Below are 16,796 nucleotides of genomic sequence, written 5' to 3'. Positions count from 1 at the left end.
TAAAAAGACAGGGCGCGGAAGTCATATACTGGCTTCCGCGCCCTGTTCTTTTTTTGCCTATCTGACATTTCCCTTTTCCATTTCTTCAAGCGGGAACTGCGGGAGGGCTTCTATCAGCTTCTTTGTGATGGACTGGCGCATATCTTCGTTGATTTCCTGTTTCGTGCTTCCGTCCGGCTGTCTGACCGCTACCGTCGATAGCCTGTCGATTTCGTCCTTGTAGCACTCCACGACTTTCTCCACCGCCCATTTTTCCCCGGCAACGGCGGCGCGTATGGTTTCATATTCCGGCATTTTCTGGTTTTCCATGCTCAACGCTCCTCTGCTTTTTGATAGCCCTATCATAGCACAGCGGCGGGGATTTTGCTATCCTTATCCGCGCTCTGTTCCCTTTTCCCGTTCCGGCTGCCTGTCTGCCTGTAAAATGCTGTCAATGTTCTGCTTGATAATATCGTATTCCCGGACTTTCTTTTTCAGCTTCCCATAGTCGGCATAAAGGGCTTCTTTCTGCGCTTGGAGGGCTTCATATTCCGATTGCAGCGCGGCAAGGTTCGGGAGCTTTGCAATGCCCGCCGCTTTCAGCGACCTTGCGGCGGCTTCATGTAGGATAATCGCCTGTTCCTGTCCGGCGCGGTACTTCTCCCTGTTCCTTGCCTTGCGGTATGCGTCATAGACGGGCTTTGTCTTTTGGTAGGTGGAAACATTCTTGATAAGCACCGCCATGTCCGCAAGCCGCTTTTCCGCGTCCTTCAATGCGTCTGCCGCCTGTCCGCTTTCCGCTGCCATTTCTTCAATCCGGCTGACTAAATCCGCGTACTGTTCAATCTTATGTTCCGTCAAGAAATTCATGGTCTTTGCTGCCTGTTTCAGATTGTGGATTTTCGCCCACTGTTCATAGCCCTTACTCTGCGCCGCCTTGATACTGTTCTCAATGTCGATAAGCAGCGAAACGCCGCGCTGCTCTCTGGGGGCTTTCGCCGCCTTTGCCCGTCTGCCCGCTATCCGTTCCCTTATGGCTTCCTCTGTATAATCCGCGCCGAGGGTTTTAAGACGGGTGAAGCGTTCCTGTCCGGGGGCGCGGCATGACACATATTTCCCCGGCTTTATCTCATAGCCCGCCGCCTGTAACCGCTGCAACAATTCCTCAAAACTGGAAACTTGGGGGATAAGCGCGTCAACGGCAATCTTTAGCTTGCCTTTCCAACTTGTACCCGTCTTTTCTGCCTGGTACTCCGCATAGCTCTTTCCCTTGCTGCCCTTGCCGGGAACGACGACGGACAAGCCATTTTCCCGACACAGCTTGTCGCTCATGTTCCGTATGCCGTAATAGCTCCTTTTGTTGGAATTATATTTGCGGTGGTCTACGAAATTTACGGCGCAGAAAATAATGTGATTGTGGACGTGTCCTTTGTCAATGTGCGTCGTGAGTACATATTCATGCTGCCCCTTTGTTACCGCGTCGGCAAGCTGCTTTCCGATTTCATGGGCTTTCTGATAATCGACTTCCCCCGGCTCAAAGGACTGTATCAGATGAAAGGCTAAATTGTTCCCCTTTTGGAGTGCTTGGGACAAGGTATATTCAAATTCAATATCTGCCGTTTCATAGGAGCAGCCGAAAGAGGACACAAGCATTTTTCCGTCCGTCTTGTCCGGGTTTTCGATATAGTCAAGGGCTTTGCTTAGAGTGCTTTTAATAGGCTTAATCTTTGTAACCGCCATATCTCCGCAAGCACCCCCTTTATTTCCTCTATGTCCTCTTGGTATGCGTTCCCCGTCGCGTTTACGCGGCGTGCTATCTGGTTGACGTTGACACCGATTTTCTGTATCTCTGCGGTCATTGCCTTTATATCGGCATGGTCTATCTGAATGATATACCCGTCAATGGCAATCTTCCGCAGATATGCCGCCATGTTCCGGGTGGGTACGAGCTTCATTTTTTCCAGTATTAAATCCCGTTCCGCTTCCGTCACTCTGAATTTGATTTGCACCGTTCTTTTGCGTCCGTTCATGTATTCGCTCCTTTCCTTTCCGTTCCGAGGGTTTGGGACACTTCCCAACAAGCAATTTTCAACCGACGCGCCGCAGCGCGGGAGGGGAAAATACGGAAGTGGGTACCCGCTTCCTATGCTTGCTACGAATGTTTTTATCCCTTATGCCTTACTACGGAGCTATGCCCGGTTTTGCCAAACTTCCGCAAAAGAAAAACGCTGCAATCCTCAAAAAAAGATTACAACGCTCTCTAAACCTTATTCAATTCTGACGGACACTTCTTATCTGCCCTCTGTTTCGACTTCCGCTATCTCCTTTGCCGTTGCGCTCACAATCCGTATGCCTGTATCGCTCATACCGTCAAGAAGCGCGTCAAGCTGCCGCCGCTGCGTGTTCTTCTCTGGCGGCGTTTCCAAAAGAAACTGGTCTACGGATATATTGTAGCGGAGCATAAGCTCAAAGAAAATCTGTAAACTTGGGTGCTGCCCCTTGTTCTCAATGTTCGCAAGGTAGCGCGGCGAGATAAACATTTCGTCGCTCACTTTCTTGCGGCTCTCCTTGCGCCCTGTCCGCGCCGCCTTTATCGCTGCCCCAAAAGCCTTGAAATCGTATTTCGGTACTGGTCTTTTTGCCATAGTTATTCACCCTGTTACATTTTACTGTTCCCCTTTCTTCTTGGATATGTCTACACAATTCAATCAGTTAGCCAAAATAATTCATATGTATATGTTGACAATTAGCCGCTTTTTTTGTATAGTATTATTAAAAGGGGGAAATGTTTATGTTACATAGCATGCGTATTCGATAAGCATTGAAATCAAAAAAGATTTTTCCCATTTTCAATATGGGCTTTTTTGTCATGCTTATTTTGCGTATGCTATACAACAAAACTAACGATGTATAGACATAGTATAAAAACTATGCCTTAATTTTGTTGTAGTGTTATATGTATAAATGCAGGTCAATGCTCATGTTGAGAATTGACCTGTATTTTTTTGCACAAAAGGAGAAATATTATGCTTGAAAAATATTGGATAAAATGTCCAATTTGTAACGGAAAGACGAGGGTTCAAGTATTTTATAATACGGTATTAAGAAATTTTCCTCTTTTCTGCCCTAAATGTAAATTAACACATATCATTGATGTTGAAAAATTAGAAATCATAATCAAAAACTCTGAAAAACAAAAGGAAGGATATTAAATGAAACACTTACCTAAAAGTACACTTACGGAAATATTGAATGACCCATACGGATTTACTTACAAAGAAATGTCGGAAGTAATTGGAGAGGATAAAGCAAGAGCCTTATATGCGGAATTGTATAAACAGCCATTTCACAAAAAAAATCTATCAATATCAACAAAAAAAGTCTATAAAAGTAGCGATACTGAAAAGTATGTTTATGAATTGAAAGACAACAGGTATATCGAAACGGTTTTTATTAAACGGCGAGATGGTGGGACTGTTTGCGTAAGTACGCAAGTTGGTTGTTCTGTTGGCTGTATTTTTTGTGAGTCCGGACGCAATGGTTTCGTTCGTAATCTAACACCATCTGAAATTGTGCAACAGGTCATATTGATACGTCAAAAAGTAAATCGTATCGTTTTTATGGGAATGGGAGAACCTTTATTCAATTACGACAACTTGATTGCAGCAATCCATATTCTTCGAGATAGAAATGGACTTAACTTTCCAACCGACGGCATTACCGTATCAACAGTTGGTCCAGTTAATCAATTAAAAAAATTGCGCGAAGAACATCTAAAAATTCAGTTGACAATATCTTTACATGCAGCAACACAGGCTGCGAGAAACTGCATCATTCCTCATATGCACATGTACGCTATTGAAGATGTTGTTAAGCAAGCATTGTCCTATTCACAAAGGCATAATCGAAAAGTGGTATTTGCGTATTTGCTTTTACCAGGTATAAATGACCGTTCCTCAGATATAAGGCAACTTGCAAAATGGTTTAAGGGCAAAAATGTTATGATTAACGTGCTGCAATACAACCCGACGAGTAATTCAAAAATTAGAGCACCACAAAAACAAGAAATGGTTGCGTTCAAACATCAATTAGAGCAAACAGGACTTGAAGTTACCATGAGAGTTTCTCATGGTAGAGAGATTAAAGCAGCTTGTGGACAGTTAGCTAATACATATAATAAAGCCAAAAAACAACAAAAATAATTTAATTAAAAGAGCCAGACGCACAGACGCAGAGCCGATAATATGCAGTTTGAAATACTGCTGTTATCGGCTCTTTTTTGATTTAATTTGTGCCCCCAATAACCATATTGGAGCAAAATCAGAACTGTTGCTTGTCGTTCTTTGATTTCCGCAGCAGCTTTGAAAAACCAAAGCCGCCGTTTCTTTTTATCTTCTAATGAAATGACGCGGTATCACTGTTAAAAGCGGCGGCTAAAAGGAGGTAGCCGCCATGAAGCACATACCATATCGACAAAATCCGACGGTCATTGACACATCAAAAAAAGCCCGACCACCGCCGGGGAAAACTACGTCTATCAATATGAACTGTCTAATCATCTGAATACCGCTTACAATACCTATACGTCTGTCCGGGCTTTTCGGACAGGCGTATTTTGCTGCTCAAAAAATTTTTTGAAAAAAATCCGAAAATCTTCGGCGTTTTTTTCAAAAGGCAGTATTGCCCCGCGAAAAGGGGGAAGCACCACCAACTTTCCAACGAGAAAGGGGGTGAGAATGTGGAACCTAATCGCAGGGAGTTTATAAAACAGTGCGCTTTCCAGAAGTTTTGTAATACGGTACTGCACAATGAAGCGTGTGACGCTCACAAAGAGCTGCACAGGCATAAGGCAAGGGAGATTACCTTTTCCGACTTGACCTTAGAAGAAGCGCGGCAGCTTCATACCTTTGATGAATATTTCAAAGGGGAAATCGCCTTTGAAAGAGCCGGGAAGAAAATCACGCCGAAGCTGCTTCTTGAAGCAATCCGTACTTTGCCGGAAGAAAAGCGCAAAGCCGTACTCCTGTACTATTTCGAGGGAATGAACGACACCGAGATTGCGGAGCTGTTCGATACGTCGAGAAGCACGATACAGTACAGGCGGACAAGCTCTTTTGAGCTGCTAAAAAAATATCTGGAGGAAAATGCTGATGAATGGGACGAATGGTAACGAACCCGGCTACCCGGAAAAAGCCCTTGTTCCCTATCCTGTCATTTTGGCAGCGACAAAGGGCGACCCGGACGCTATGAAGATTGTCTTGCAGCATTTCAGCGGCTACATAGCCCGCCTCTCCATGCGGAAGCTGTACGACGAGCGCGGGAACGTCTATTTTGGCGTAGACCACGACATTCGGGAACGGCTGCAAGCAAAACTGATGATGGCTGTCCTCACCTTTAAGGCAGAGGAATAAACCGCAGCGGCGGGACGCTTTCTCTCTCCCCCTTTTCCGTTCCGCTGCTGACGCGGCAGCAAAGCCATTCTGAACCTTGACAAAGAAAGCGGCGCAAGATAACGGCGGCGCAGCATAGGGCAAATCGGATACGTTCCTTTTGCGCCGAGCCATACGGTGGGTGCGCCATGACGCTATCCGGGTGAGGTTATCCCCGCCCGGACAGCCGAGCGACCAACACCGCGCCGGAAAGCAAGTGTAGCGGCTTGCGGGCGACGACACGCAAAATATACAATGATACTTCCTTACAGCCACAGTCCGAGCGTTAAGAGCGTCGCAGGCAATGGGTAGGGCTGCATGAGAACCATGCCGGGGTGAAATTCCCATGAGGTTATGCTAATAACCGTCCGATTAAAGCCTTTGTTTTCTTGAATAGTGGACTTGCTGCTATTCATAGACTGTATTATATGTTTGCGAAAGAAAGGGGGATTTTCTTTGACGCAAAACCAGACGCCCGTTACCACAACGGAGCATAAAATCGGAAAAGTTACTTACCTTGTATGTTCGTCCGCAAGTGAACGCGCAACGGACACACTGGATAAAAAGATAAAGAAGCTCATTCGCAAGGACATGGAGCTGAACCCCGCAAACGCCCGGAAATAGGGCGTTTCTTCACATTTTATACATGACACAGGCAGCGGTATGTGGTATAATATAGACAGTACAAATACCATGCTTGTCTGTCGTCGGAAAGGAGGACAAAATGTTACAGACAGACAAGATTACCGCTTTATATTGCAGATTGAGCCAGGAAGATATGCAAGCCGGGGAAAGCGAAAGCATACAGAACCAAAAACTGATTTTACAAAAGTATGCTGACGAACACCACTTTTTCAACACACGCTTTTTTGTAGACGACGGATTTTCCGGCGTGAGCTTTGAGCGTGAGGGGCTTCAAGCCATGCTGCATGAGGTTGAAGCCGGGAACGTGGCGACCGTCATAACAAAAGACCTTTCCCGTCTGGGACGTAATTATCTGAAAACCGGCGAACTGATAGAGATTGTTTTCCCCGAATACGAAGTGCGCTACATTGCCATTAACGACGGTGTAGACACAGCGAGGGAAGATAACGAGTTTACCCCTCTGCGGAACTGGTTCAACGAGTTTTACGCCCGCGACACCTCAAAGAAAATCCGGGCTGTCAAACAGGCAAAGGCACAGAAAGGCGAGCGCGTCAACGGCGAAGCTCCTTACGGCTACCTTATCGACCCGGATAACCGCAATCATCTGATACCCGACCCGGAAACGGCACACGTCGTAAAACAGATTTTTGCAATGTATGTACGGGGCGACCGTATGTGTGAAATCCAGAACTGGCTGCGGGACAATGAGATATTGACCGTCGGGGAACTGCGCTACCGCAGGACAGGGAGCAAACGCCACCCCCGCCCACAGCTCAACGCATGGTACAACTGGCCGGATAAGACACTGTACGACATTCTGACAAGGAAAGAGTATTTAGGGCATACCATAACCGGGAAAACCTACAAGGTATCTTATAAGTCGAAAAAGACGAAAAAGAACCCGGAGGAAAAAAGGTATTTCTTCCCCAACACTCACGAACCTTTGATTGATGAAGAAACCTTTGAACTTGCACAGAAGCGGATTGCCACCCGGCAACGCCCGACAAAGGTTGATGAAATTGACCTGTTTTCCGGGCTGCTCTTTTGTGGGGACTGCGGCTACAAAATGTATGCAGTACGCGGAGCCGGGACGCTTGAACGGAAACACGCCTACACTTGCGGCAACTACCGCAACCGGGCAAGAAATGATATGCTCTGCACTACGCATTATATCCGCAAAAGCGTATTGAAAGAACTTGTCCTTGCAGACTTGCAGCGAGTAACGTCTTATGTGAAAGAGCATGAACAGGAGTTTATCGAAACCGCCAACGAGTGCAGCGCAAAGGCAGTACAAAAGACGCTGACACAGCAGCGGAAAGAACTTGACAAGGCGCAGAACCGTATTAACGAGCTGAACATCTTATTCCGCAAGCTCTACGAGGACAACGCTTTAGGGAAACTTTCAGATGAACAATTTGCTTTTCTGACTTCCGGCTATGATGAAGAAAAAAAGACGCTGACCCGGAGGATTGCGGAGCTGTCACAGGAAATCGACAACGCCACCGAGCGCAGCGCGGACGTAAAAAGGTTTGTCGCACTGGTACGCAGATACACAGCGATTGAAGAACTGACCTACGAAAACGTCCATGAATTTATTGACCGTATTCTTATTCACGAACTGGATAAGGAAACGAACACCCGCAAAATCGAAATCTTTTATAGCTTTGTCGGCAGAGTTGATACAGGCGACAAGCCTACTGAAAGTATCTCCTATTTCAGACAGATAGGAGCCGACGTAAAGAGTTATGCTATCTAACATACATCAAAAAGAGGTAAGATAACACCCTCTGCAAAAAAGGTATCGTTATCTTACCTCAACAAAATTAGAGCCTGAGTAGCCATCATCAACTCGGACTGAAACAACTTCTATATCTTTTTTGTCTTTCAGGAAATCCAGAATCAAAGCTTTCTGGTTAGAAATGCTGTTACTTTCCAGTTTTGCTGAACTGGAAATATCGCCATCTTCTTTAGATAATCTGACATAGATGGCGGCATGATAGATTTTATTGATATTCTGATACATATCTTACCTCCTTTTATTACGTCAGAAAATCCATGTAATAAAAGGGGGCTGCATAATTTGTCCTTACCGACATTCTAACACAGTCCCCTCAATCTTGCCAGTACTTTTTCAGACACTCAGAAGCATATTCTCAAATGCCTGCTCCATAGATATACCGTTATTGGCAAATCTGACTTTTACTTTCATATTACCGATCCGGACCAGATAAGGATTTCCTACTTTATTCAGGAAAATATCTCTCCGTTCCTGAAGCGATTTATTTCTGTCTGCTTTTATCATCCGTAGATCAGTCATTTCATTGATATCTACGTCACTGAAATCCTGCTCCAGATAATTTCTATATTCCTCTGCCGTCATGCCCTTCTCCTTCCATTCCCATCTGAATCTGTACTGCTTTCAGTACCCGATCCAGGCTCCACTTGTTCACTCTTCCGCATTTCTCAATAATACATTTCGTAGAAATGCTCATAACCTGTTCAGCCAGTGCCAGGCTTCCTTTTCGGATTCCCGTCATATCATATTTGCTGATAAATACATGTGTTGGCAAATACCGTTTCTTATAAATTCTTGATGTCAGCGGAACTACCGTTATGACTGAACTGTATGTATTGGCTTTATTATTACTCACTACGATCACCGGTCTTACTCCACCCTGAACAGATGTTGTAGGAAACATACCGAGATCTGCCCATAAAATATCTCCTCTGCGGATTGTCATTTGTCCTCTCTCCAATCTATTATTTTTATTTGTAAAGCATCCATAGCGCTATATTGGCTCCACAGGAATACGGCAGAGTTTCTTTCCCATAAGGAAAGCTCTGCCGCATAACCTCTATAGCCAATTTGATTATTAAACAGTGCTCGCTCGATTCTATTTATCCTCGATACCCCGAATCGTTACTCCCGCATATGCAGGAAGGGAATAATAACCTGCCCGGATGCATACTCCGGACCACAACCCGGAAACTCTCGTTTCCAGGCTCCAGCAGTTCATAGGTTTACCAGTTACAGACTTCTCAGGATCTGCAAGTGTATCGCATCTCATACATATCATCGCATCACCAGCCTGCCAGCTGGCTTCGGTCAGTGCTTTTTCGCAGCATTACAGACTGAACTAAAAATCTTTGTTTTGTCTTATAATCCTATAGCGGCATCTTCCTCGTGCTCTTTGCATGAAATGTCACGTCAGTTATTATTGGATATTCAGTTATCATGGTTCATTTTAGGAAGTCCTTTAACTTCCTCTAATTACTAAAGTCAAATGACTTTGGCAGATGCAAAAGATTTTGAAAAATTTTTTAAAAAAATTTATTCATATACATTTCACGCATCTTATTAAGAGTGGATTTCAGCTTGTATGACAGCATCTGTCTGGAAATCCCCATAATCTCCGCCATCTGTGTCTGTGTCTTGTTTTCAAAGAAAATGCCATAAATAATCATGCGTTCCTCTGAGTTCAGTTGATTGATCACTGTGTGAATATCCTGCTGTTCCATTTTTGTCAGTACACAGTGCTCCACATCACAGTTCAGATCTGGAAAATCCTCAATCATGAAGCCTTCTCCATCAATGGACTGACCGCTGTAAGGTACTTCTCTCAGCATCTTATCCACAACCTCACCCAGTTCATTCTTAATCTCAACTTTTTTTGCCTTGCTGCTTCTGTAAAAATTATTCATCGCATACGCAACTTCTTTTGTAATCTCGATCATTTCTCCATCAATATTTGCGTAATACTTTCCTTCGTAAAAATATGGGTGTTCAATATACATATCCGTTCCTCCTGAATTTGAAATCTTGTTGCTCGTTTCAAATCCAGAAGGCGGACCTCTGTTTAGGATCATGCCTGCTCCGCCTTTATCCTGCCGGGATACGCCCGCAGTTATTGGCTGAGAAATTCAGGCACGAAAAAAAGCCCCAGTAGTTTTTTCTTAACTACTGAGGCTTTCGTCTCTTTCTTGTATTCAGTTATCTATGCCTTCTTTCATCAGCATAATCATTGTATCAGGATAAAGTTCACAAAGTATCCGCAATATATTCCCATAAGTTCATATCATTATTGGAATCGTACATATTTCAGTATAAAAAGTTCACCGTGTTATTCTTCTACTTCTTTTCCATCTATATATAGTTGAAATTTATCAGGATTATTGACTACATCATAGTTCTTTCCGTATTCTACAGGTCTATATTCGGCTGTCATTACCGATTCCCCATCTTCAATATCCTCTTTCCATAAATAGATGTTCATATCAAGGCTCGTCGCATATCCCCTGTCTGTGGAGAATTTTGTCGAATAAAATGAATCATCCTTGTACATCTGCAAAAGTTCTCTTGCAAAAGCTTCTTTATCCCCGATATGTCCCCGGTTAGCGACTACGGTTAGATTTTCATCCCGATTTACGGAAAATGTTCCAACTACATCCGGTTCGCCTTCCTTATGACCAGATTCAGATTTCCCATAAATACTTCCTGCAGCAATTATCAAGATCACTGCTCCTGAAATCAATGCAATTATCTTTTTCTTCATATTTTTATTTTCCTTTTAGTTTTTTTACTGCGTAATTGATTACTTCTTCCGGTGTGGGTCTGTCTCCTTTAAGTGTCATTTTCTTCCATTCTTCCTGCACAGCCGGATCGGGATTATCAAATCCTGCATCTATGGCTATCTGCATTTCTCTGCGTACCTCTTCTGGTGTTGTGTTGTACTTTTCTGCAATCTTCTCATAAATAGTTTTCTCTCTCATTCATTTTCCTCCAATATATAAGCAGAATTACACCTTGTTCTATAGAACTAATTTAGCATATTTCTATTATCATGAAAAGACACTTTACAACTTAAAGCTGAATAAAAGGTCAAAAAAAGAAGAGCTACTCGCTCTTCCCAGTTTGTCATATCACTCTTCCAATAATGTGTGAATTACTTTGATGATTTTTTTCTGCTCTTTGATCGGAAGTTTTTCAATTTTTTCTGTCAGCTCATTGGTAACACCTGTAACTGAATGTGCCACAACATCAATCAAAAGAGTATCTGCTGAAACATCTAATGCATTTGCAATTGCAACAAAGGTATCCAATTTTGTAACTTTCAAGCCTCTCTCTATTACACTCACATGCGTTGGACTTAAATTTACTAATGCAGCCAGTTCCTCTTGCGTGAGATTTTTTGCTTCTCGTGCTGATTTGATTCGCTGTCCTACTGCTTTCAAATCCATCGTAACACCTCCTCCAGAACGAATAATCGTTCTGAATTTAGTATACTTGTGGATATCTTAAATATACAGAATCGCAAAGCCAAGTTCTAATTCTACAGAACTATATTCAAAGTTTTTCTTTGCATTTTCGTAAAAAAGCGTTATGATTGAATCAGTTAAATCAAAGGAGGTATCAAATCATGAAATCACATAAATACTGGTCCTTAGGCGCACTTTTCTGTATGTTGGGATGCATTTATTCTGGAATCAAAAAATCTATGACTGCACATAAATACTTTGCCTATTCTTCATTGCTTTGTATGGGCATGTCCATTTATTCCGGTCACAAACTGGTTTCTCCAAAGAAGAAAAAAATCACTGAATCAAATAATAGTGAGAATAGTTAAATAAAAAATTGACCTTTATTCATCAAAGACAAAGTTGCTGGAGAATATTTTTTCTCTCCAGCAACTTTCTTTATCTTTAAGCCATTGAGATACAATACTGTCCAATCAGCTTCATCCAACTATTATATTTATTCTTTTCACACACCTTTCGGCAAATTTCATTCTCCATCAATACACAGAACATCTTATCATAATCAAATGCCCAAACAGCACCATTCACATGGTTTTCCACTGCTTTCTGATCTATGCTTTTCAAGCGTGTGACCATTTTTTCAATTTCTCCATTTCCCAAGTTACCGATATTTTTGCAGATAGACCGAAAGAAATTCAACGTTGCATATTCGTCATGCCAATGGAACTCTTCTGGATTGTTTTTAATTTTACTGGCTCGCTGCTGCTCTTTGATTATCTGAGCAGCTACGCCTTTCATCGAATCTTCGTATCTCATATTATTCACCTACTCTTCCTCAACGCCCAGTGACGGTTTAAATCTTTTATCCTTTGCCTGCGGTACCACAATCTCATAAAAATAAAATCCTAAATATCCAAGTGCCTGCTTCTTCATTTTATAAAATGAAGTCCTGCCTACTCCTAACTCCTGTTGTACTTCCACGTCTGTCTTATTATAATGACTGCAAAAACAGGAATGAAGAACCTCACTGAGCATCACACCATTCGGTGCATAGAACTTTACCAGTGTCATTCCACGATAGATCATATCTGACAAGCCGTAAATGATCATCAGGTTATTCATTTCCCGGTGCATCTTTGGCACATCTAACTGATTGTTATAAATACTCAGATAACTCAACGCATATGCCATATCTTCATTGATTTTCTCCTGGCACTCCATATCCAGTTCTTCTAATACAATCTGATTTTCCAAAATCAATTTCTGATAGCTTGTCATCAGTTCTTTGATATCTGTATAATGTCTCTCCATCGTTACTTCCAGATAATCCTGCGCATGGCTTGCCATCTGGAAGGTAATCTCTTTCATTGATTTAATTGCATAATCTCTGTCTGTCATCAGTTTCAAAATCTCCTTATCATCATCACACTAACTGGCGGTCTTTCAGACCAGTTCGCTTTCCCCATGATTTTGATGGGAAGCAATTACTTACTACAACTTGCAGAAGCGGATATCCAAAAGGCATTGTGGGAGCTGCCTTTGCTGACCGGAATCCCTCTTCTTATGTAAAACCTGCAGGAATATAAAGGGAAAGTGACTATCCCTGCCGGTTAATAATCCAAATAATATCGTCTATACCAATCTCTCCTTATGCTGTTTTTCTCTCCATAAACCATTTATCCACTTCGTAAAACAAGTGGCTTTCCTGCCCCTGTATCATACAGGTGTACATCATTCCTACACCGCCTGCCTTTCTGCTGGCGCATCGCTCGATTTTCAAAATTCTGTCAATGCTATACTTTCTTCCATCCTCCCATGTAAAAAATATGGGAACCAGCTGTCCGTCTTTACGAAACTCTGCTACTACATCTACATATACTTTGTTCATGCCGACACCTCACTATAAAATCTCAATTGCTCTTGGCGATGCCGGGATTCTGCGGATATATCCATTTAACTCCAACTGCTTGATTCTGGAAAATGCTGATGATGTTGATTTCACCCCGATCAATTTTCCAAATTCCCGTACTGTCGGCGGATATCCATGCTCCTTCGTATAATCCAAAATACACTGATAACTTTCTTTCTGTTTTCTGGTTAATGCTTTTTTCAAATCTATCCCTCCAATTATCCATGAAAATAACTGTGTGGATGGATCGTGTGCGTACCAGCGTCTAAGTGGGATAAGACTTTATCCTGATACATTGCCGCTCGCTGTATACTGAAATAACCAAACCGTCGTCTGATCTCATCTACAGTACGATCCAGCTTCTCTAACTTTTCCTTTTTCTCCTGATTTCCAAATAAATCCAACTGCACGGGAATATCATCTAACACAAGATCCGCAGCTCGGATTCCCAGGCTTCTAATGGGATATTCCCATTTGTAATTATCTTTAAATAGCTGAAATGCTGCAGTTACAATCTCGTTTGTAATATTCGTTGGCTGTCGTAAATGTATCTGTCTGGAAAAACTATACAATCCATTATCTCGAACTGTAATTTCTACTGTTTTGCATTTAAATCCATGTTTCCGCAATCGTGCAGCTACACTTTCTGCCAATGCTATTTGAATGATCCATACATCCAGATCATTTTCCAGATCTCTCGGTGTTGTAGTGCTATTACCTATCGACTTTACTGGTGCTTCATATCCTTCCTTGCAAACCGGATCTTCATCCCAGCCATTTGCGAAAGCCCATAATACATTTCCTATTTTTCCAAAATGACTCTCTAACAACTTTTCGTCTGATTCCGCAAGTTGCCCGATTGTCCGGATTCCAAGTTTTTGCAATTTCTTATTTGTCTGTCTTCCGACATAAAGCAAATCTGACGCTGGAAGCTGCCATATCCTGTCTTTATAATTTTCTCGATTAAACTCTGTGATTGCATCCGGCTTTTTATAATCTGAACCAAGTTTCGCATAAATCTTATTCCAGGAAATTCCAATACTTACCGTTACACCCAATTCGTATTTAATCCGATGGCTGATTTCTCTTGCAATCGTCATTCCGCTTCCTTTCAGATTTCTGCTGTCCGATACATCCAGCCAGGCTTCATCAATTCCATATGGCTCGATCTTGTCCGTATACTCCGAATAGATTTCTCTTGCCATCTTTGAAAATCTCAAATACAAATCCATCCGTGGTGGTACAAATATGATTTTCGGACAAATCTGTTTTGCCTGCCATAATGCCATTCCGGTCTTTACACCTTTTTGCTTTGCAATATAATTTGCTGTCAGCACAATCCCATGTCTGGCTTCCGGATCGCCACCGACTGCCAGCGGCATTCCGGCAAATTCCGGATGATGCAGCATTTCTACACTGGCATAAAAACAGTTCATATCACTATGCAGGATCACACGCTCACTCAAACTTTTTACCTCCCAGCTGTTTCCTTCAACATGATGTCTTATCAATTTTTGTATGTTTAGTATATATCGACATTCCGGAGATAGTCAAGTAACATCTTGGTTGTATTTTCTCCATTTCGGAGATTATTGTTGATTTTATTTCTGACATACGGTATAATGCATATAGAAAATTCAAATAGAAATGAGGCGAACAAATGCGTGATTTCGGGGAAATATTAGCAGAAAATAGAAAAAAGAAAGGATACTCTCAATCAGATCTTGTAGACCTGCTTTCTCAGGAAGGTATTCAGGTCACTACAAAAGCAATCTCCAAATGGGAGACCAATGCACGAGAACCAGCTTTACATGTTTTCCTGACACTTTGCCAGTTACTTGATATCGAAGATATATATGAATCCTTCTTTGGAGAAAACCCATATAACATTATGAGTGGATTGAATGAAGAAGGCAGAAATAAATTGATTGAATTTGCTGATATTTTGAAAGCTTCTAAAAAGTTTTCTCCACTGTCTGCAAAAATTATCCCATTCCATCATCCTGTAGAAATTACCTGGGAACCAGTTTCTGCTGGTACTGGAAATTATCTGGAGGATTCTGTAAAAGAAACCTATGATGTAGGACACCTTGCTCCTGAGCAGACTGACTTTGGTGTACGGATTTCCGGTGACAGTATGGAGCCACTTTATCATACAGACGATGTTGCATGGATTCAGAAAAAAGATTCTCTTGCTAATGGTGAAATTGGAATCTTCTATCTCAACGGCAATACTTACATCAAGGAATTACACGATGAGCCAGATGGTGTTTATCTGATTTCTTTAAATCAAAAATATCGTCCTATCCAGGTTTTGGAATCTGACTCTTTTAAGATTTTTGGAAAAGTAATCGGGAAATGCAAAGGTGCAGAAATTCCGGGATTCCATTAAATTTCAACAGCAGGTTCATGATCCTGCTGATAACAATAAGCAAAGGAAGTGATTGAATGGCAATCAATAATACACTAAAAGATATTCGTGAAGAACGGAATCTCATTCAAGCAGATTTGGCTGAAGCCATAGGTTCCTGCAGCCAGACTATAGGCCGCATCGAACGTGGAGAACGTAATCCCTCTCTTGAGATTGCAATCCGGCTGGCACATTACCTGAAAGTGCCTGTAGAAGATATTTTTCAGGTTGAAGACTAGAAACACAACTGCCAGAAAACCGAGGAGTAAAATCCCCGGTTTTCCTTTTCTCAAAAATCAGTGTAATCCTTTTACGAAGTCCGCTGCGTTTTTCATATCTTCTTCATTCGGATGGTCTTTAGCAATACCTCCAACCAGTTTAAATGGTCCGAATGTGTCATACCCTTTACAGCCAAATTTTCCAACCACACTGGCATGTCTTTTATCCAAAATCTGCTCTATGGTTTTATAATTCGCACTCCCGCCATAAGTACAGATCAGAAATATCTTTTTGTCGTCCGGTAGATTCTTCTCTGCAAATTCCAATATCGACTGATGAAACTTTGAAAAATAGATTCCTGATGCAAACCCAATCATATCATAACTGCTCAGGTCTGCATCTGGCTGTTTCACAGCATCAATCAAATCCACCTGACATTCTTCTGCGATCCTCTTTACTAATTTTTCTGTATTTCCATGATGCACAGATGCGTATACTATCGCTGTTCTCATTTTTCTTCCTTTCTGTCTGCTCCGTCAATCAGGTCATAGCTCATATCCAAAAAGTCCAATATCTTCGCTTCACTGACTGAACCATCCAGTAAAATTGTGATCCAGTGCTGTTTGTTCATATGGTATCCTGGCAAAAATCCAAAGGTCTGAATAATCATACTTGTCATTTCCGGATCACATTTTACATCCATAATATCGACAAATTCATTTCCTTCTAATCCTAGTTTGCATTTTTCAACGCTCATGACCACAGCATACCATTTTCCATTCTTATGTCGCAACACAGCATTATCTGGTGATTGTGCCCATAAATACTCCGGCATCGTACCATACTGTTTCTTCACATATTCAAAAATTTCTTCTTTCTTCACAATCTATTCAACTCCTGATTCTCCTGATATCCTGCCCATAATCATACCATATTTTCACTTCCCGTG

The 16,796-nt window shown here is 42.1% G+C and carries 26 protein-coding genes and 1 pseudogene; 9 read left to right on the top strand and 18 right to left on the bottom strand.

Going from position 1 to position 16,796, the window contains the following annotated elements:
* Positions 1–57 precede the first annotated feature (57 nt).
* The 4 genes from V8Q34_RS02295 to V8Q34_RS02280 form a co-directional block, all read right to left on the bottom strand.
* Positions 58–309 (bottom strand): helix-turn-helix domain-containing protein, encoded by a 252-nt coding sequence (locus tag V8Q34_RS02295; RefSeq protein WP_002585088.1) that lies wholly within the window; start codon positions 307–309, stop codon positions 58–60.
* A 63-nt stretch (positions 310–372) separates the two neighbouring features.
* Positions 373–1,719, bottom strand: a complete 1,347-nt coding sequence (locus V8Q34_RS02290) for a relaxase/mobilization nuclease domain-containing protein (protein WP_002585087.1) — start codon at positions 1,717–1,719, stop codon at positions 373–375.
* Positions 1,680–2,009 (bottom strand): plasmid mobilization protein, encoded by a 330-nt coding sequence (locus tag V8Q34_RS02285; protein WP_002585086.1) that lies wholly within the window; start codon positions 2,007–2,009, stop codon positions 1,680–1,682. Before V8Q34_RS02285 ends, V8Q34_RS02290 begins: the two co-directional genes overlap by 40 nt.
* Before the next feature lie 261 nt (positions 2,010–2,270).
* A complete protein-coding gene (locus V8Q34_RS02280; RefSeq protein WP_004607969.1) occupies positions 2,271–2,624 on the bottom strand; it encodes a helix-turn-helix transcriptional regulator in 354 nt (117 codons plus the stop codon).
* Between the two features lie 381 nt (positions 2,625–3,005).
* On the opposite strand from V8Q34_RS02280, the gene V8Q34_RS02275 reads away from it, so the two are divergent.
* From V8Q34_RS02275 to V8Q34_RS02250, 6 genes are all read left to right on the top strand, one after another.
* The gene (locus tag V8Q34_RS02275; RefSeq protein WP_004607970.1) at positions 3,006–3,191 is read left to right on the top strand and encodes a cysteine-rich KTR domain-containing protein; all 186 of its coding nucleotides are present in this window, start codon (positions 3,006–3,008) and stop codon (positions 3,189–3,191) included.
* Positions 3,192–4,181 carry a 23S rRNA (adenine(2503)-C(2))-methyltransferase RlmN gene (rlmN, locus tag V8Q34_RS02270; protein WP_004607971.1) on the top strand — a complete coding sequence of 330 codons (990 nt, stop codon included), beginning with the start codon at positions 3,192–3,194 and terminating at the stop codon, positions 4,179–4,181.
* A 536-nt stretch (positions 4,182–4,717) separates the two neighbouring features.
* On the top strand, positions 4,718–5,149 hold the full coding sequence (locus V8Q34_RS02265; protein WP_009255547.1) for an RNA polymerase sigma factor: 432 nt from the start codon (positions 4,718–4,720) through the stop codon (positions 5,147–5,149).
* Entirely contained in the window at positions 5,130–5,390 is a 261-nt protein-coding gene (locus V8Q34_RS02260; protein ID WP_002590583.1) for a helix-turn-helix domain-containing protein, read from the top strand. The genes V8Q34_RS02265 and V8Q34_RS02260 overlap by 20 nt, the downstream gene beginning before the upstream one ends.
* Positions 5,391–5,804: 414 nt before the next feature.
* Entirely contained in the window at positions 5,805–6,032 is a 228-nt protein-coding gene (locus tag V8Q34_RS02255) for a transposon-encoded TnpW family protein (RefSeq protein ID WP_004607973.1), read from the top strand.
* A 100-nt stretch (positions 6,033–6,132) separates the two neighbouring features.
* Entirely contained in the window at positions 6,133–7,809 is a 1,677-nt protein-coding gene (locus V8Q34_RS02250) for a recombinase family protein (protein WP_002569190.1), read from the top strand.
* Between the two features lie 63 nt (positions 7,810–7,872).
* Here V8Q34_RS02250 and V8Q34_RS02245 read toward each other — a convergent pair.
* From V8Q34_RS02245 to V8Q34_RS02215, 7 genes and pseudogenes are all read right to left on the bottom strand, one after another.
* Positions 7,873–8,076 (bottom strand): annotated as a pseudogene (locus tag V8Q34_RS02245) (recombinase family protein); the annotation flags it as partial.
* 108 nt (positions 8,077–8,184) lie between these two features.
* Positions 8,185–8,433 (bottom strand): DUF6870 family protein, encoded by a 249-nt coding sequence (locus V8Q34_RS02240; RefSeq protein WP_015568866.1) that lies wholly within the window; start codon positions 8,431–8,433, stop codon positions 8,185–8,187.
* Complete coding sequence (locus V8Q34_RS02235) at positions 8,414–8,794, bottom strand: type II toxin-antitoxin system PemK/MazF family toxin (protein WP_015568867.1); 381 nt, start codon at positions 8,792–8,794, stop codon at positions 8,414–8,416. The genes V8Q34_RS02240 and V8Q34_RS02235 overlap by 20 nt, the downstream gene beginning before the upstream one ends.
* A gap of 580 nt (positions 8,795–9,374) precedes the next feature.
* Positions 9,375–9,848 (bottom strand): sigma factor-like helix-turn-helix DNA-binding protein, encoded by a 474-nt coding sequence (locus V8Q34_RS02230; protein ID WP_172677211.1) that lies wholly within the window; start codon positions 9,846–9,848, stop codon positions 9,375–9,377.
* A gap of 326 nt (positions 9,849–10,174) precedes the next feature.
* Positions 10,175–10,606 carry a hypothetical protein gene (locus V8Q34_RS02225; protein ID WP_055059653.1) on the bottom strand — a complete coding sequence of 144 codons (432 nt, stop codon included), beginning with the start codon at positions 10,604–10,606 and terminating at the stop codon, positions 10,175–10,177.
* Between the two features lie 4 nt (positions 10,607–10,610).
* Positions 10,611–10,823 carry a sporulation initiation factor Spo0A C-terminal domain-containing protein gene (locus V8Q34_RS02220; RefSeq protein WP_029732086.1) on the bottom strand — a complete coding sequence of 71 codons (213 nt, stop codon included), beginning with the start codon at positions 10,821–10,823 and terminating at the stop codon, positions 10,611–10,613.
* 150 nt (positions 10,824–10,973) lie between these two features.
* Complete coding sequence (locus V8Q34_RS02215) at positions 10,974–11,291, bottom strand: helix-turn-helix domain-containing protein (RefSeq protein ID WP_008688152.1); 318 nt, start codon at positions 11,289–11,291, stop codon at positions 10,974–10,976.
* A gap of 179 nt (positions 11,292–11,470) precedes the next feature.
* Here V8Q34_RS02215 and V8Q34_RS02210 point away from each other — a divergent pair, with 179 nt between their 5' ends.
* Positions 11,471–11,677: a DUF6219 family protein gene (locus V8Q34_RS02210; protein WP_008688150.1), complete on the top strand. Its 207-nt coding sequence runs from the start codon at positions 11,471–11,473 to the stop codon at positions 11,675–11,677.
* Between the two features lie 76 nt (positions 11,678–11,753).
* On the opposite strand, the gene V8Q34_RS02205 is transcribed toward V8Q34_RS02210, so the two are convergent.
* From V8Q34_RS02205 to dinB, 5 genes are all read right to left on the bottom strand, one after another.
* On the bottom strand, positions 11,754–12,125 hold the full coding sequence (locus V8Q34_RS02205; RefSeq protein WP_335834722.1) for a hypothetical protein: 372 nt from the start codon (positions 12,123–12,125) through the stop codon (positions 11,754–11,756).
* Between the two features lie 9 nt (positions 12,126–12,134).
* Positions 12,135–12,707 (bottom strand): hypothetical protein, encoded by a 573-nt coding sequence (locus V8Q34_RS02200; protein ID WP_055222049.1) that lies wholly within the window; start codon positions 12,705–12,707, stop codon positions 12,135–12,137.
* Between the two features lie 250 nt (positions 12,708–12,957).
* Positions 12,958–13,197: a hypothetical protein gene (locus tag V8Q34_RS02195; protein WP_005344271.1), complete on the bottom strand. Its 240-nt coding sequence runs from the start codon at positions 13,195–13,197 to the stop codon at positions 12,958–12,960.
* 12 nt (positions 13,198–13,209) lie between these two features.
* Entirely contained in the window at positions 13,210–13,422 is a 213-nt protein-coding gene (locus V8Q34_RS02190) for a DNA-binding protein (RefSeq protein ID WP_005344268.1), read from the bottom strand.
* A 14-nt stretch (positions 13,423–13,436) separates the two neighbouring features.
* Positions 13,437–14,684, bottom strand: a complete 1,248-nt coding sequence (gene dinB, locus V8Q34_RS02185) for a DNA polymerase IV (RefSeq protein ID WP_055180586.1) — start codon at positions 14,682–14,684, stop codon at positions 13,437–13,439.
* A 194-nt stretch (positions 14,685–14,878) separates the two neighbouring features.
* On the opposite strand from dinB, the gene V8Q34_RS02180 reads away from it, so the two are divergent.
* The gene (locus V8Q34_RS02180; RefSeq protein ID WP_024720754.1) at positions 14,879–15,610 is read left to right on the top strand and encodes a helix-turn-helix domain-containing protein; all 732 of its coding nucleotides are present in this window, start codon (positions 14,879–14,881) and stop codon (positions 15,608–15,610) included.
* Positions 15,611–15,666: 56 nt separating this feature from the next.
* A complete protein-coding gene (locus tag V8Q34_RS02175; RefSeq protein ID WP_005344265.1) occupies positions 15,667–15,867 on the top strand; it encodes a helix-turn-helix transcriptional regulator in 201 nt (66 codons plus the stop codon).
* Between the two features lie 57 nt (positions 15,868–15,924).
* On the opposite strand, the gene V8Q34_RS02170 is transcribed toward V8Q34_RS02175, so the two are convergent.
* Positions 15,925–16,359 (bottom strand): flavodoxin family protein, encoded by a 435-nt coding sequence (locus V8Q34_RS02170; RefSeq protein ID WP_024720755.1) that lies wholly within the window; start codon positions 16,357–16,359, stop codon positions 15,925–15,927.
* Positions 16,356–16,730: an MmcQ/YjbR family DNA-binding protein gene (locus tag V8Q34_RS02165; RefSeq protein ID WP_055222053.1), complete on the bottom strand. Its 375-nt coding sequence runs from the start codon at positions 16,728–16,730 to the stop codon at positions 16,356–16,358. The genes V8Q34_RS02170 and V8Q34_RS02165 overlap by 4 nt, the downstream gene beginning before the upstream one ends.
* Between the last annotated feature and the right edge of the window lie 66 nt (positions 16,731–16,796).

The organism is Blautia sp. JLR.GB0024 (genome assembly GCF_037000545.1).
Taxonomy (GTDB): Bacteria; Bacillota; Clostridia; order Lachnospirales; family Lachnospiraceae; genus Blautia; species Blautia celeris.
Note: the sequence above shows the minus strand (reverse complement) of the source record. Positions and strands in the feature narration are given on the sequence as shown.

Bases quoted from the DNA above. Each gene is read 5' to 3' on its own strand.
- V8Q34_RS02295 (WP_002585088.1), bottom strand. From the start codon at position 309: ATGGAAAACCAGAAAATGCCGGAATATGAAACCATACGCGCCGCCGTT.
- V8Q34_RS02290 (WP_002585087.1), bottom strand. From the start codon at position 1,719: ATGGCGGTTACAAAGATTAAGCCTATTAAAAGCACTCTAAGCAAAGCC.
- V8Q34_RS02285 (WP_002585086.1), bottom strand. From the start codon at position 2,009: ATGAACGGACGCAAAAGAACGGTGCAAATCAAATTCAGAGTGACGGAA.
- V8Q34_RS02280 (WP_004607969.1), bottom strand. From the start codon at position 2,624: ATGGCAAAAAGACCAGTACCGAAATACGATTTCAAGGCTTTTGGGGCA.
- V8Q34_RS02275 (WP_004607970.1), top strand. From the start codon at position 3,006: ATGCTTGAAAAATATTGGATAAAATGTCCAATTTGTAACGGAAAGACG.
- rlmN (WP_004607971.1), top strand. From the start codon at position 3,192: ATGAAACACTTACCTAAAAGTACACTTACGGAAATATTGAATGACCCA.
- V8Q34_RS02260 (WP_002590583.1), top strand. From the start codon at position 5,130: ATGAATGGGACGAATGGTAACGAACCCGGCTACCCGGAAAAAGCCCTT.
- V8Q34_RS02250 (WP_002569190.1), top strand. From the start codon at position 6,133: ATGTTACAGACAGACAAGATTACCGCTTTATATTGCAGATTGAGCCAG.
- V8Q34_RS02240 (WP_015568866.1), bottom strand. From the start codon at position 8,433: ATGACGGCAGAGGAATATAGAAATTATCTGGAGCAGGATTTCAGTGAC.
- V8Q34_RS02235 (WP_015568867.1), bottom strand. From the start codon at position 8,794: ATGACAATCCGCAGAGGAGATATTTTATGGGCAGATCTCGGTATGTTT.
- V8Q34_RS02230 (WP_172677211.1), bottom strand. From the start codon at position 9,848: ATGTATATTGAACACCCATATTTTTACGAAGGAAAGTATTACGCAAAT.
- V8Q34_RS02225 (WP_055059653.1), bottom strand. From the start codon at position 10,606: ATGAAGAAAAAGATAATTGCATTGATTTCAGGAGCAGTGATCTTGATA.
- V8Q34_RS02220 (WP_029732086.1), bottom strand. From the start codon at position 10,823: ATGAGAGAGAAAACTATTTATGAGAAGATTGCAGAAAAGTACAACACA.
- V8Q34_RS02215 (WP_008688152.1), bottom strand. From the start codon at position 11,291: ATGGATTTGAAAGCAGTAGGACAGCGAATCAAATCAGCACGAGAAGCA.
- V8Q34_RS02210 (WP_008688150.1), top strand. From the start codon at position 11,471: ATGAAATCACATAAATACTGGTCCTTAGGCGCACTTTTCTGTATGTTG.
- V8Q34_RS02205 (WP_335834722.1), bottom strand. From the start codon at position 12,125: ATGAGATACGAAGATTCGATGAAAGGCGTAGCTGCTCAGATAATCAAA.
- V8Q34_RS02200 (WP_055222049.1), bottom strand. From the start codon at position 12,707: ATGACAGACAGAGATTATGCAATTAAATCAATGAAAGAGATTACCTTC.
- V8Q34_RS02195 (WP_005344271.1), bottom strand. From the start codon at position 13,197: ATGAACAAAGTATATGTAGATGTAGTAGCAGAGTTTCGTAAAGACGGA.
- V8Q34_RS02180 (WP_024720754.1), top strand. From the start codon at position 14,879: ATGCGTGATTTCGGGGAAATATTAGCAGAAAATAGAAAAAAGAAAGGA.
- V8Q34_RS02175 (WP_005344265.1), top strand. From the start codon at position 15,667: ATGGCAATCAATAATACACTAAAAGATATTCGTGAAGAACGGAATCTC.
- V8Q34_RS02170 (WP_024720755.1), bottom strand. From the start codon at position 16,359: ATGAGAACAGCGATAGTATACGCATCTGTGCATCATGGAAATACAGAA.